This is a genomic window from Syntrophales bacterium (assembly GCA_023229765.1).
GTDB lineage: Bacteria > Desulfobacterota > Syntrophia > Syntrophales > UBA5619 > DYTH01.
The window spans coordinates 108,454-123,082 of sequence record JALNYO010000005.1; the positions used below are offsets into that span (position 1 = coordinate 108,454).

The 14,629-nt window shown below is 55.9% G+C and carries 7 protein-coding genes, 1 tRNA gene, 1 pseudogene and 1 CRISPR repeat array; of the genes and pseudogenes, 2 read left to right on the top strand and 7 right to left on the bottom strand.

What is annotated here, in order from left to right:
• Nucleotides 1-156: 156 nt before the first annotated feature.
• Nucleotides 157-2,403: an adenylate/guanylate cyclase domain-containing protein gene (locus tag M0P74_04660; GenBank protein ID MCK9362873.1), complete on the bottom strand. Its 2,247-nt coding sequence runs from the start codon at nucleotides 2,401-2,403 to the stop codon at nucleotides 157-159.
• A gap of 252 nt (nucleotides 2,404-2,655) precedes the next feature.
• Between M0P74_04660 and M0P74_04665 the strand changes: the two genes are divergently transcribed.
• Both M0P74_04665 and M0P74_04670 read left to right on the top strand, forming a co-directional pair.
• Nucleotides 2,656-2,732: transfer RNA gene (locus M0P74_04665), tRNA-Met, on the top strand.
• A gap of 72 nt (nucleotides 2,733-2,804) precedes the next feature.
• A pseudogene (locus tag M0P74_04670) lies at nucleotides 2,805-3,134 on the top strand (transposase).
• A 25-nt stretch (nucleotides 3,135-3,159) separates the two neighbouring features.
• A CRISPR array of direct repeats spans nucleotides 3,160-10,047; the repeat unit is 32 nt; unit sequence ATTTCAATCCACGCCCCCGCGCGGGGGGCGAC.
• A gap of 183 nt (nucleotides 10,048-10,230) precedes the next feature.
• Here M0P74_04670 and cas2 read toward each other — a convergent pair.
• From cas2 to cas7c, 6 genes are all read right to left on the bottom strand, one after another.
• A complete protein-coding gene (gene cas2 / locus M0P74_04675) occupies nucleotides 10,231-10,521 on the bottom strand; it encodes a CRISPR-associated endonuclease Cas2 (GenBank protein MCK9362874.1) in 291 nt (96 codons plus the stop codon).
• A 54-nt stretch (nucleotides 10,522-10,575) separates the two neighbouring features.
• Nucleotides 10,576-11,607, bottom strand: a complete 1,032-nt coding sequence (gene cas1c, locus M0P74_04680; GenBank protein MCK9362875.1) for a type I-C CRISPR-associated endonuclease Cas1c — start codon at nucleotides 11,605-11,607, stop codon at nucleotides 10,576-10,578.
• A 158-nt stretch (nucleotides 11,608-11,765) separates the two neighbouring features.
• Nucleotides 11,766-12,401: a CRISPR-associated protein Cas4 gene (gene cas4 / locus M0P74_04685; protein MCK9362876.1), complete on the bottom strand. Its 636-nt coding sequence runs from the start codon at nucleotides 12,399-12,401 to the stop codon at nucleotides 11,766-11,768.
• Entirely contained in the window at nucleotides 12,398-13,432 is a 1,035-nt protein-coding gene (locus M0P74_04690) for a virulence RhuM family protein (protein ID MCK9362877.1), read from the bottom strand. Before M0P74_04690 ends, cas4 begins: the two co-directional genes overlap by 4 nt.
• Nucleotides 13,416-13,706 (bottom strand): hypothetical protein, encoded by a 291-nt coding sequence (locus M0P74_04695; GenBank protein MCK9362878.1) that lies wholly within the window; start codon nucleotides 13,704-13,706, stop codon nucleotides 13,416-13,418. The genes M0P74_04690 and M0P74_04695 overlap by 17 nt, the downstream gene beginning before the upstream one ends.
• A gap of 17 nt (nucleotides 13,707-13,723) precedes the next feature.
• On the bottom strand, nucleotides 13,724-14,629 hold the full coding sequence (cas7c, locus tag M0P74_04700) for a type I-C CRISPR-associated protein Cas7/Csd2 (protein ID MCK9362879.1): 906 nt from the start codon (nucleotides 14,627-14,629) through the stop codon (nucleotides 13,724-13,726).

The window sequence follows — 14,629 nt, forward strand, 5'->3', positions numbered from 1 at the left end:
AATCTCCCCTTTGCCAAAGGGGGGCAAGGGGGGATTTTCATGCTTCGTTGTGCCCTACGGGCATGGGGGTTTTTATATAACCGTCACGACCAATAACTGTCAACCGGAAACCGTGAACTGTGAACCGTCAACCGGAAACCGTGAACTGTTGTTTCCCTATTTTTTTGTCATCGTAAATACGCCGTCCCACTCGCCCTCGGGAGGATTCTCTTTTAACGCCTCGCAGCGCTCGATGTAGAGCTGTGCCGGATAATCACCCGGTTTTTCCTCTAAAACCTTGTTGAATTGAGCTATTGCTTCATCCCATCTGCCATCCCGGTACGATTGCAGACCAGTTGCGAAAATTTCTGCAAATCCCTGCCACTGCGCCTTATCTTTTTGTTCTCCGAGCAGCTCGAATATCCGCACCGGCAGTTTTTTCCCTTTAACACGAACGGCATCCAATTCCCTGAAGAAAAATTCATCCTTCACGATTTTGTGAGTAAACTCGCTGACGATGATGTTTGTTCCATATTCTTTATTGGTTCCCTCCAGCCGGGAGGAAAGATTCACGCTGTCTCCCATGACTGTGTAGTCAAACCGCATTTCGGAGCCCATGTTTCCTACTACCATATCGCCGGTGTTGATCCCGATCCCGATATTTATCGCCGGCCAGCCCTCACTGGCCCACTTTATTCGCAAGCGCTTTAATTCCGACATCATCTCCACGGCGGTAAGGCAGGCGCGCCGGGCATGGTCAGGCTGGTCCAGCGGGGCGCCGAAAACCGCCATAATCGCGTCACCGATGTATTTGTCAAGCAGCCCATCGTATTTGAAGACGATGTTCGTCATGGCGGTCAGGTACTCGTTTAAAAGCTGTACCAGCTGTTCAGGTTGGAGCTGTTCGGAAATGCTGGTGAAGCCTCTGATGTCGGAGAACATCACCGACAGGTTTTTTTTGTCGCCGCCCAGTTTTAATTTGCTGGGGTCCTTCAATATTTCGTTTACGACGGAAGCGGTCAGGTAGTATTGAAAGGCGCCCCGGATCTTCTTCTTTTCCCGTTCTTCCGTTACGTAGCGATAAACCGTTATTCCCAGGTAGGAGGCAAGCATCGCGAGCAACGGATAGATCATGTTCATCCAGACGTTGTAATGGATAAAGATATTAGTGTTGATGATTATAAAGGCCACGATGAGCGAACCGCTCAAGGCCATTCCCGCCATTGCCTTCAGGCGGGGGAGAAGAAACCCGATAAGCAGACCGACGAAGACAATAATGCAGACATCAATGAATTTTATCCATCCGGAGTGGATAAGGAAATTTTGCCGCAGGATATTGTCGATGACGGTTGCATGAATCTCTACACCCGGATAAACGGAGCTGAAGGGTGTGTTTCTCATGTCATAGATGCCCGTTGCCGTGGCGCCGACCAGCACGATCTTTCCCTTTATTTTGTCGAGAGCTATGCGCCCCTTCAGGATATCCGAAACCGAATAGTGGGGGAATGTCTTGGGCGGCCCGAGGTAGTTGATGAGCAGTCTGCCCTCCTCATCAGTCGGTATTCTGAACTTGTCAAGACGGATGCTTTCCACTCCAAAATCGGCTATATTCAAGGCGAGCATGGGCCATTCCAGATACTGAACCAGCAGGGAAAGCGCCAGTGATGAATAGTAGTTATCACGGAATTTAATCACGAGCGGCGACCAGCGGATGGTTCCGTCCATATCGGGGAAGGCATTGAAATACCCGCCATTTTCAGCCGCTTCCGATATGACCGGAAGATTGGGCTGCACCGCGTAGGCACGGACTATTGGCGAGTCGTCGGCTTCTTTTGTCCTTTTCACCATCGAAAAACGGCCATTGGCGATCGCTTCCTCCGAAGCTTTGATCTGAGCCTCTTGCAGATGGCCAACCTCTTTTGCGCTGATATGAAAGAAATAGCCGAGGGTTACATTTTGGGTCTTTGCTATGGATTCGGCAAGGAGGGCGTCGGTGTCCGCCTCCTTTTTTTTCCTCTCCAGGATATTGGTAAATTTGCCGTCGGCGCCGGTATTTTTAACATCACGCAGGATGTCCTGTACCGTTTTAAGGCTGGAGTTATTGTCAGGCTCGGCAAATACTATATCAAATCCGACAGCCCTGGCGCCCTGTTCTTTTAATTTTTTGGTAAGCTCAGCAATCGTTGTTCTCGGCCAAGGCCATCTTCCCAATTCGCTCAGGCTCTTTTCATCAATGGTCACGATAACGGTCTCTGCCCCCGCAGGGATCGCTCCGCGGGAGACGGTGCGCAAGTCGAAGGCCTTTAATTCCATAAAGCGCAGGAAGCTGGGGTCAATAAAAAAGAGAACTATGGTGGCCACTATCACCAAAACAGCGATCTTCAAAGGCGATACAGAAAATAATTTATTCAGGATTTTTTTCACGGAGCATTTCCTCTTTATCAGTTTGAAGATGTTATCGTTTCTTTGATGACTATCATAAAATCAGCGGCGATAATAGCAAGGTTGTGTTTTAAGTCAAGAAAACTATCGCAAATTTTTTGTACTGCGATTATGTTACCCTTGTTTGTGTGGAAACAATAAATGGCGATTCCATCTTCACGTGATGATAGCAATATCTGAAATAAACCTTGACAATAAGCCGCTCGTGCGTTAGAAGTCCCGGACAATAAATGACGCGGGGTGGAGCAGTCCGGTAGCTCGTTGGGCTCATAACCCAAAGGTCAGAGGTTCGAATCCTCTCCCCGCTACCAAAAAAAATCAGGGTGTTAAGCGGGATGCTTAACACCTTTTTCTTTGCCTGTTTAACCTATTGATAACCACTTGCAGTTTTCAGTATTGGGAGGGAAATGCCTGTTAATCGTGTTGCAGAAATATTGCGATTAAATCCGCAACGCGTGTGGAACCTGTTTAATTACTGGGTCGGCAAAGCGGTAGAGTCAGATGATCCTTCCAAAATAACCAAGCTGGGGGTGGATGGGACCTCAACCCGCAAGGGTCACAATTACGCCACATTGGGAGTTGATCTGGATGAATCCCTCATTGTTTATGTAAGTGAGGGAAAAGGCAAGACGACGTTACAGGAGATCAAACAACATCTTGACAAAAAAGGTGTTCCTGAAAAACAGGCGGATCAGATCAGTATGGATTTATCGTCGCCATTGCTGGTGTGGCGTCCAAGTTTCAATCCACGCCCCCGCGCGGGGGGCGACATGACTAGTTCCGGCTATTAATGACAAACCTGACATTTCAATCCACGCCCCCGCGCGGGGGGCGACATCGAGCCCACGGCAGGGATCGGTGTCATTCGTTATTTCAATCCACGCCCCCGCGCGGGGGGCGACTTTGGTAAGTGACCAGCCCCCGTTGCCATGCCCATTTCAATCCACGCCCCCGCGCGGGGGGCGACGCTGCGATCGTGGCCGGGGATGCGCCGTGATTGCAATTTCAATCCACGCCCCCGCGCGGGGGGCGACCATCGGCACTGGCGCTTTTCGCGAGCTCACCGATATTTCAATCCACGCCCCCGCGCGGGGGGCGACCATCCTTGGCGTTAAGTTCCGGAGTGACGACCGAATTTCAATCCACGCCCCCGCGCGGGGGGCGACCTGATTTCTCGTTCATATTCCTCTGCAATACCCATTTCAATCCACGCCCCCGCGCGGGGGGCGACCGCAGGAAACGCAGTGAGCAAGCACCAGAAGATATTTCAATCCACGCCCCCGCGCGGGGGGCGACCGCAGGAAACGCAGTGAGCAAGCACCAGAAGATATTTCAATCCACGCCCCCGCGCGGGGGGCGACCGCTACCGATATCGGTGGAGGGTGTACCTCTGGCCAATTTCAATCCACGCCCCCGCGCGGGGGGCGACCCGGTTGTGATACCGCCCAGGCCGGCGTTAAGTTATTTCAATCCACGCCCCCGCGCGGGGGGCGACAGAATATCAGGAAAAACTTTGCGAGCTCGTTCGGATTTCAATCCACGCCCCCGCGCGGGGGGCGACGGTGTAAATGCACCCGACGTAACCAGTGTTTCCAATTTCAATCCACGCCCCCGCGCGGGGGGCGACATTGCTTCAAACCGAGCACAAACGCAATCCCACATTTCAATCCACGCCCCCGCGCGGGGGGCGACATTGCTTCAAACCGAGCACAAACGCAATCCCACATTTCAATCCACGCCCCCGCGCGGGGGGCGACCGCAACGTAGAGAGCCCCGGCAGAGCATTCAACATTTCAATCCACGCCCCCGCGCGGGGGGCGACAAATAGCGATTTTGTTGGCGGCTGTGGTTTCCATATTTCAATCCACGCCCCCGCGCGGGGGGCGACATCGTTGATAGCAGCAGCCACAGCAGCCTGAATAATTTCAATCCACGCCCCCGCGCGGGGGGCGACAAACTCAATTTCAATAAAAGAGCGATAAACAGTAATTTCAATCCACGCCCCCGCGCGGGGGGCGACGGCGTCGCACGTGCCGGATGCGCTTTTCGATCTGAATTTCAATCCACGCCCCCGCGCGGGGGGCGACGCTCGCGGCGGATTTCTCGCTGCGTGACGACCATCGATTTCAATCCACGCCCCCGCGCGGGGGGCGACGCAGTACTCGCATGATGGTTTCGCTCTGATCAGCCATTTCAATCCACGCCCCCGCGCGGGGGGCGACTCTTTCTGGATTAAGTTCATCCTGAGCCATTTGTATTTCAATCCACGCCCCCGCGCGGGGGGCGACACCAGTAACCTTGTTCAATAATGGCTTTATAACTATTTCAATCCACGCCCCCGCGCGGGGGGCGACTTTTTTTGCAGATCCGTTTTCTTCGCCACAAACTATTTCAATCCACGCCCCCGCGCGGGGGGCGACTCAATTTCATCCTGATGTGAGCGATACTGATACCATTTCAATCCACGCCCCCGCGCGGGGGGCGACTAACGGAGTGCAAATAACGACATACCATTAAGTAATTTCAATCCACGCCCCCGCGCGGGGGGCGACCCTCAACTGTGTTAAAGTGGCCATCTGTGCAAGGATTTCAATCCACGCCCCCGCGCGGGGGGCGACATTGTAGCATTGACGCGCCTTTCCCGATGATAAATTTCAATCCACGCCCCCGCGCGGGGGGCGACTTCTCCAAAAGGGAGTAGAGCATATTTCGCATTTATTTCAATCCACGCCCCCGCGCGGGGGGCGACGCCGCCAGCGGTTTTGATTAAGCCGGTGAAGGTTATTTCAATCCACGCCCCCGCGCGGGGGGCGACATTGTAGCATTGACGCGCCTTTCCCGATGATAAATTTCAATCCACGCCCCCGCGCGGGGGGCGACATTGTAGCATTGACGCGCCTTTCCCGATGATAAATTTCAATCCACGCCCCCGCGCGGGGGGCGACCATTGTAGCATTGACGCGCCTTTCCCGATGATAAATTTCAATCCACGCCCCCGCGCGGGGGGCGACAATAGCTGCTGGACTCGCTTGTGGGCGGGCTTAAATTTCAATCCACGCCCCCGCGCGGGGGGCGACACCAGAGGAAGTCAGTAAAGGCGGTGTCAATATATTTCAATCCACGCCCCCGCGCGGGGGGCGACTGTGGCCTTGCGTTTGTCCTGGGGTTGAAGCAATATTTCAATCCACGCCCCCGCGCGGGGGGCGACATCAAGCCAATGCGCCAATTCTTCGGGAGTCTCATTTCAATCCACGCCCCCGCGCGGGGGGCGACTTTGGTATAGGCTCCGCCGCTCCGCTTAATAGCTCATTTCAATCCACGCCCCCGCGCGGGGGGCGACTGTGCCGCGACCCTCTCGTTATAACAGGGCTCATATTTCAATCCACGCCCCCGCGCGGGGGGCGACTTCTGTTTAGCCGGGCGACAGCCCGGCGCAGCCTATTTCAATCCACGCCCCCGCGCGGGGGGCGACGCACTTCATCCGCATGTTTTTCCAAATCGTTCCCATTTCAATCCACGCCCCCGCGCGGGGGGCGACGCCGATGCATATACCGCAGAAAAGGACGTCTATATTTCAATCCACGCCCCCGCGCGGGGGGCGACGGATATCGTCGATAAAGGGATTCCTAAATATCTTATTTCAATCCACGCCCCCGCGCGGGGGGCGACTTTCCGCAATCAGCACCTGCTTTTGCATATCCCATTTCAATCCACGCCCCCGCGCGGGGGGCGACCGTCCTTTCCGGCGGTTGGGTGGCCGATGCTGTTATTTCAATCCACGCCCCCGCGCGGGGGGCGACCTGGCCTCCGACCTCGCCGAATGGGGCGAGGATTTATTTCAATCCACGCCCCCGCGCGGGGGGCGACTGCGGGGCAGATCTGGGGAAAAATGTCCGCGTTATTTCAATCCACGCCCCCGCGCGGGGGGCGACACCGGCTGCCGGTTGGGTCAAGGATCTGATTTGATTTCAATCCACGCCCCCGCGCGGGGGGCGACTTTTCAGGTAGTTGTGGGAGTCCAGCCCGTCGGCATTTCAATCCACGCCCCCGCGCGGGGGGCGACCCGGGATTGCCGTCATCGAGGTCAATTAAATGTTTGATTTCAATCCACGCCCCCGCGCGGGGGGCGACTTGGGCGCACCCATGTTACAGGCTCTTAAAAAAATTTCAATCCACGCCCCCGCGCGGGGGGCGACTCGGGTTTTGGGCGGTCAACGGGCTGGATATGTTATTTCAATCCACGCCCCCGCGCGGGGGGCGACATTTACAATCAGGTATTGCAGAGGAATATGATCGAATTTCAATCCACGCCCCCGCGCGGGGGGCGACGCTGCGAATATGTTATTATGTAGTTGCTGGGTTTATTTCAATCCACGCCCCCGCGCGGGGGGCGACAAATTGCGGTTTTGATCGGGGCTGTTGTTTGTATATTTCAATCCACGCCCCCGCGCGGGGGGCGACGTATGTTGGTAATTTCGATGGTCAGGCGGTATTGATTTCAATCCACGCCCCCGCGCGGGGGGCGACAACATCCGACGGCGGATAAACACCCGCAAACGTTATTTCAATCCACGCCCCCGCGCGGGGGGCGACATTTTCAAAAACTCAATAAAATCAACAATAATCAATTTCAATCCACGCCCCCGCGCGGGGGGCGACCACGTTCAAGGTGAAGGTCTTTCAGTTTCTTATTATTTCAATCCACGCCCCCGCGCGGGGGGCGACACAACCTGGTGGCCGTGCATATCGGGCTTCGGGAATTTCAATCCACGCCCCCGCGCGGGGGGCGACTTATGTCGGAAATTTTGGCGGCAAGATTATTCTTATTTCAATCCACGCCCCCGCGCGGGGGGCGACTCAGTTATTCCGGGGCGTTCGGGGTGTAGTCAAAATTTCAATCCACGCCCCCGCGCGGGGGGCGACATCTCTGCCTGCGGCGGTAACATCTGAGGGACAGATTTCAATCCACGCCCCCGCGCGGGGGGCGACGCTCGTCATCCGGACACTCGGCGATCGCTGCGTTATTTCAATCCACGCCCCCGCGCGGGGGGCGACGTCCTCGTCGCCACCAAGGATTTCATGGGCTTATGATTTCAATCCACGCCCCCGCGCGGGGGGCGACGTCCTCGTCGCCACCAAGGATTTCATGGGCTTATGATTTCAATCCACGCCCCCGCGCGGGGGGCGACCGACCGCGCCGGGTCTTGCCCCTCGTCTCCATCAATTTCAATCCACGCCCCCGCGCGGGGGGCGACAGACACTTGGCGTGGTGGTGGAGCAAGTCGGAAAATTTCAATCCACGCCCCCGCGCGGGGGGCGACTCCGCGTCGAACAGCCGTTTCAACTCCTCCAGGAATTTCAATCCACGCCCCCGCGCGGGGGGCGACCAAAGGGGGGCATGGCACAGTCGTGCCCCCCTCCCATTTCAATCCACGCCCCCGCGCGGGGGGCGACTTCAAAAGGGTCTCCGCGTCGAGCTTTTCGACGGCATTTCAATCCACGCCCCCGCGCGGGGGGCGACTCCGCCCGTAGTGCGTCCGGCCCGGCCATAACAAATTTCAATCCACGCCCCCGCGCGGGGGGCGACGGATTATCAATCCGAATTTTCCCGGATCTCCACGATTTCAATCCACGCCCCCGCGCGGGGGGCGACTTCTGAGGCGGGCCTATAAAGCATCTGGCAAGTTATTTCAATCCACGCCCCCGCGCGGGGGGCGACTCCAGCGTCAACAGGTAGCCGACCAGGTAGCGATTTCAATCCACGCCCCCGCGCGGGGGGCGACATAAATGGGAGGGCCTATTCGTACGCAGCCGGGATTTCAATCCACGCCCCCGCGCGGGGGGCGACCCATCTCCAGGGATGACCGCACCCCAACCTGAGCATTTCAATCCACGCCCCCGCGCGGGGGGCGACAGGTCATACTCTTCCCGGCTAGTCCCTTGTCACCATTTCAATCCACGCCCCCGCGCGGGGGGCGACGCACCCGGCCAGCTCGGATATCTTGCGGGCCGTATTTCAATCCACGCCCCCGCGCGGGGGGCGACGATCGCGTGGGCCAGCGCCATTGCAATCGTCCGGATTTCAATCCACGCCCCCGCGCGGGGGGCGACTTTACCGCATTCGTCCACCAGCTCGCCCAACCGGATTTCAATCCACGCCCCCGCGCGGGGGGCGACCTGCATGGTGCGCATGTTTTGCGTCGTGTAGAGGATTTCAATCCACGCCCCCGCGCGGGGGGCGACTCGATAGAGATCTCGCCCGCCAGATCAAACGCTATTTCAATCCACGCCCCCGCGCGGGGGGCGACCCAATTTGCCGTCTGGGGAAGGATAGCGGATTAAATTTCAATCCACGCCCCCGCGCGGGGGGCGACTGAAACGACTCGTCGTCTGCACAGCCCGACTTGATATTTCAATCCACGCCCCCGCGCGGGGGGCGACTTCCACCCAATGCTGGATCGGGGCAATGGGCGGATTTCAATCCACGCCCCCGCGCGGGGGGCGACAAACTGCTTCAGCGCCCGGTCGATCGCGTTTTTATTTCAATCCACGCCCCCGCGCGGGGGGCGACGAAAAAGCGCCGCCCTTCCTCACTCTTGTTGTCATTTCAATCCACGCCCCCGCGCGGGGGGCGACTGCGGGTCCCGCCGGGGCGACCTCCGGGAGGAGGATTTCAATCCACGCCCCCGCGCGGGGGGCGACTGATTCAGGAAAAGCGGCCGGACCTCCTCGTCGGATTTCAATCCACGCCCCCGCGCGGGGGGCGACGATCGGGGCCGGGGCATCATCGCGATCAGGCGGAATTTCAATCCACGCCCCCGCGCGGGGGGCGACCGTTGTCGCCGTCAGCCTGGGGGCTGATCCCGGATTTCAATCCACGCCCCCGCGCGGGGGGCGACTTGTGCCGCGCTTCGATATTGCACGAGCGATAAATTTCAATCCACGCCCCCGCGCGGGGGGCGACTGCGGTGCTCTGGTTTTAAGGTCAGGCCGATCCAATTTCAATCCACGCCCCCGCGCGGGGGGCGACGGATCACACTCCAGGCGGCTACCAGCCCTGCTAAATTTCAATCCACGCCCCCGCGCGGGGGGCGACTTCAGGATGGAACAGTTGGAGCTCAAAACATTTAATTTCAATCCACGCCCCCGCGCGGGGGGCGACATCCGCCCCTTCAATTCGTCTTCGCCGATCAGTAATTTCAATCCACGCCCCCGCGCGGGGGGCGACCCTGGCTGATGGCGTATTGCCGCTTTCCGAGGGTATTTCAATCCACGCCCCCGCGCGGGGGGCGACCGCGACCAGGCCGTCATTCACAGGCGACTCGGCATTTCAATCCACGCCCCCGCGCGGGGGGCGACGATCGCGCAGTTACAAGCCCGGCTTGATGAACTGATTTCAATCCACGCCCCCGCGCGGGGGGCGACCCGAGCCTCATCATCTTCCCATTGCAGGTCGGATCATTTCAATCCACGCCCCCGCGCGGGGGGCGACCGGACCCGCTTGGATTTCTTTTGAGCAGTCTCGGCATTTCAATCCACGCCCCCGCGCGGGGGGCGACGGCTCCTCTCCGGCGGGCGTCAGGCCGATGGTGCCATTTCAATCCACGCCCCCGCGCGGGGGGCGACTGTATTTCTGTAACATACCTACACAACAAACAATATTTGTATCATTTCGCGCACCTTTTCAAAAAAATGCATTCACTTCCACTTGTCAAAGAGCTATTTCTAAATAACTTGTAGAATCACTCATTTACGATTAGCGCGAAGTGCCCGGGGAAATCATGACAGCTTCTGGTTCGCGGTGGTCATTTAGACTATCAACGGTCCCTCCTGATCCAACGATTTCTTTGCGCCAATATGCTCAACCCGGTGTTTCCAGTTCGAGCCAAGAAAATAAAAACGCAGACTGTCTTCCGCTGGATTGATTTCCTTGATCAGTTTGTTTCGCAGTTCTGCCCACTGTGCCGGGTCAACGATGCACTCAAAAACCGAGTACTGCACCCGCTGGCCGTAGTTCTGGCAGGTCTTGGCCACCCGATGCAGGCGTCTCTGCCCCGCCGGAACGACCGTTGCGACATCATAACTGACAAGAACAAGCATTACACCTCCTTATCTCACCTCAATCCCTACCCCGGCAAGGGACACTGCCCCCCCTTACTTCCATATAAAAGGCGGATAACCATCAAGATCGCCTCGCAGATACCTTGCCATTAGCATTGCCTGTATATGAAAAAGCGTCCCTATTGTAACCTTTTCCTCCAGAAAGGGATGCACGATTTCCTCCTGCTTTCGTTCCTGATAAGCCACAAGCACGGTCTTGCGGGTATCGTCCGTCATCAGTACCGCGCCTGATTCGCTCTTTTTAAATCCCTTTCCCTGCACCTGGCGGAGGTTGATCAGTGAAAGGGTCAGCCGGTCAGCCAAAAACGACCGGAATTCCTCCATCATGTCGAGGGCTAAGCTTGGCCTCCCGGGACGATCCCGATGGAGAAATCCCACCGCCGGATCAAGCCCGACTCCCTCCAGGGCTGAGCGGACATCATGCACAAGTAGCGTATAAATGAAAGAAAGCAGGGCATTGACGTTGTCCAGCGGTGGCCGGCGGTTTCGCTCCTGGAACGAAAAGGCCTCTTTCTGTGCCACGATCAGGTGGTCGAAGACGCTGAAGTAAATATGCGCCGCGTCCCCCTCGCATCCCCTGAGTTCATCCAGCGGCCTATTTTTATTCAACTGTTCGAGATAATTGCTCAAACGCTTTACGGCAAAACCCACCTTATCCGCATCGATCTTATCCGCATGATCACGAAGCGCACGCTGAAGGACGGTCCGGCTGTTGGCGATCTTGCCGGTCAAAACCGCCCGCGCGATATCGGCGGAGGCCTGCACGTCATCGGCCTTGCGATATTGCTCCCGCCGGAGGAGAACATTCCCGGAGACCGGCCCCTGCACACGCGCAAGAAAGCGCCCGTGTTCCGTTAGAAAACTGATGCCGACGCCATTTTCCGCGCAAAAGCCCATTAAAAAGGGGCTGCACGACACATTCCCAAAGCAGACAATCCCGCCTATCGTATGGACGGGAAGCCGAAGGCGGATTTCCTTCTCAATTTTGACGACTATCGTCTCGCCCTCTTTGGCAAGATATGCGCCCTGAGTTGTGACAAACAGGGTGTTGAGGTATTTTTTCATCGCTCCCCATATCACGTATAATACCTAATTTATTACCCATATCTGGCGCTATTACCTAATTACCGCGCTTGTTCCATTTTGCGTTTCTTCCACGGCCAAGACATTCAATAGCACCTTGAATTTGCAGGTCTTTAAGCTTTCGGCAAGAATATTTTTCATTACTTTCCCCGCGCAAGCTCAAGATATTTTTGAACTGAGCGCTGTTTCTGCATGGCTTTCGGCAGACACTCTGATATCAGCGAGCAGTTTTCGCACCGCTTCGAATAAACCGGCGGGGGCGTAATGCCGGAGTTTATTAATTCGCGTGTCAGGCGGGCAGTCTCTTCCGTCTCCCGGCGCAGAGCCGTATCAAAGGAAACGTCAAACCTTCGCTTTGTCTGGCCATAGAAAAGAGCCCCTGCGGGAATAGCAACGGAAAGCATCTCCTCCAGGCAGATTGCCTGCGCGCAAAGCTGAACCTTGTCGCTATTGTCTGCCTTTGGCTTTCCCCTTTTGTATTCAACGGGAAAGGGAAGCCAGGAACCTTCCAGTTGTCGGTGAAACTCCACCACATCGGCTTTTCCGATCAGCCCCACGCGGAGCGACCTAATCGACACGCCGTAGTCAATCCTGATATCGCCCCGGACGGCATGATTTTCTTCGTGCACATGTTCATGCATAATTCGCCCTTCGGCGGTGCGCACATTCTCCTGCCAAATCTGCTCGATATGGATCAGGGCGCACTGGCGCGGACAGAAGGCGTAGTGTTGCAGGGCCGAAAGCATGACAAGGTTGTCTAACGGCTCGTCCGTCATTTTCTGCGTCCTCGCTTTGGGGTATCAGCGATTCGCTTTACCTCTTCGATTGCCTCCAGACAGTGCAATTCAACTTCGGAAGTCGCATTGATCAGTTCCCGATGGTAAAGCTCGTATTCGGCATGAGCCTTTGCCAGTGCCTCGTCATGGGTAATCTTCCCGGCGTCGGTCAGGATGTCCCGTCCGCTGAGCTTGAGAAAATCGTCCAGCTTTGCCAGCCAGTCTCGCATGTGCATGGGGTGGCGGCCCAGGGCCTGAAGCTCGGCGAAGTCCAGATACATGCTGACAATCCGGTTCAGAAGGTCAAGCTCTTTTTCGTTCAGGTAATTCTTGGCAACCTCGGCATCCGCCTTCCGGGGCGCTTCCCCCGACCAGACCGTCATCCCCATGTGCGGTTTTGCGGCATCGGCGCGGCGGTAGATTACCTCGGCGGCCGTCTGCCCGTGGGCGGCCCAGTGCATCTTGTTCTGAACAGCAGCGAAAAACTGCCGCGACATCTCCGCATCCGGCGCGTAGTCGATGCTTGTCGCGTAGATGTCCAGGATCTTCCGCCAGAAGATCTTTTCGGAGGAGCGGATGTCCCGGATGCGGGCGAGCAGTTCGTCGAAGTAGCCGATGTTCCCGGCCTTTTTCAGCCGCTCATCGTCAAGGGCAAACCCCTTGATAATGTATTCCCGCAGCCGTTGGGTGGCCCAAATGCGAAACTGCGTGCCGCGCAGGGATTTCACCCGGTAGCCGACGGAAATGATCACGTCGAGGTTGTAATGCGCCGTATCATAATTTTTCCCGTCAGCGGCAGTTATCCGGAAATTCCGGATAACTGATTCCGATGATAGTTCTCCCTCGGTAAAGATGTTTTTGATGTGCTCATTGATTGTCCTGACATCCTTCTGAAACAACTCTGCCATCAGTTTTTGACTCAACCAGACGGTCTCATCTTGTAGCCGAACCTCGATTTTCGTCTGTCCGTCAGCCGTCTGGTAGAGAATCAGTCCGCCTTTTTTAGATACTTGTTCATTGTTTGTTTTCATTAACCACCCTATCGCCGATCCGTAAATTCGGTACGGCACAATCGTTTTCATAGAATTTCCCATCTGCTGACTTCATTGTCAGTTGTCCGATTTCTTCGAACAACTCTGAGGGTCCTTCTACAGAGATATTCTTCTGTAAGTCGCTACAATACTTTCCTGGACGTTCGGAGCCCGACATCTCTCCGGCAATATAAATCATTGAGAACCACCATTCCCCATTATGAGGCTCTTGCCAAATCCGCTTTCCTTTGAAAACCCCAAGATGAATTTCCATCTATTGTTTCCCGATTTTCAATATCCTTCAATAATTTCCGGTCTCGGCCAATTGGTAGGATTGCCTTCGGGCCCTTTGCCTTCTTCCCATGAAAGTAACTCGTCGAGCTTGTCCGTATCCTTTACGATAAGACTGCGATGAACTTTTGCGGATGATGTTTGGCCGGAAGAACAATTGTGTTTCCACCAGACAACCTTGAGAACCTCCATCGTACCTGCTGGCCGCGCGGAAGATTCATCATTTTCGAAGAGTTTCGGGAGTACCTCTTTTATCTTCTGAGCATCATCATCATTAAACCCTGTTTTCCTTGCGAGCTGAGGGCTCATGCTTCCATAGAAGACGTAGATACCGTGGTCTACCCGATGCTTCATTCCCATTGTGTCAGAGCCACGTTTCGTACCATCGCCTTCGCTACTTACGCTTTTGGTTATTTGTTCGCTCGTTATACTGACCGGGCTCACACTGAACGCCGGCTGTACAGTTACTGGACCACGTATGCCAATCGATACGCTCTTGTCCTCGCTTGCCTCTTCCCCTTCTTTTGCCTTACCTTTTTTCCCACCTGATGCTTTGAAGGCGAATAACTGACCGAAAGCGCGCACATCGAACCATTTATTACATGCCGTATCGATAATATTTTCAGTTCCCTTGGCTCCCTGGAGACCCTCGTCAGCACGAGATTTCAGGCTAACATGCTTGTCTATCTTGCTATCGTCGGATTGGACAAAAATTGGAACGTCTCTTTCCATGAGGCGATTGCGAATCTTGCGCTTAATGCAAACATCGGACACTTCGCCTTCGCCTTCGTAGGTTGTCCGAGGCCGATTGCCGTTCAGAGGATCGCCGTTTGGGTTGGCATTCTTGACCCGAAACACTACCGCAAAATCGATTTTCTTTGTGAGACTTGTTTTTTTTTCGCTCAT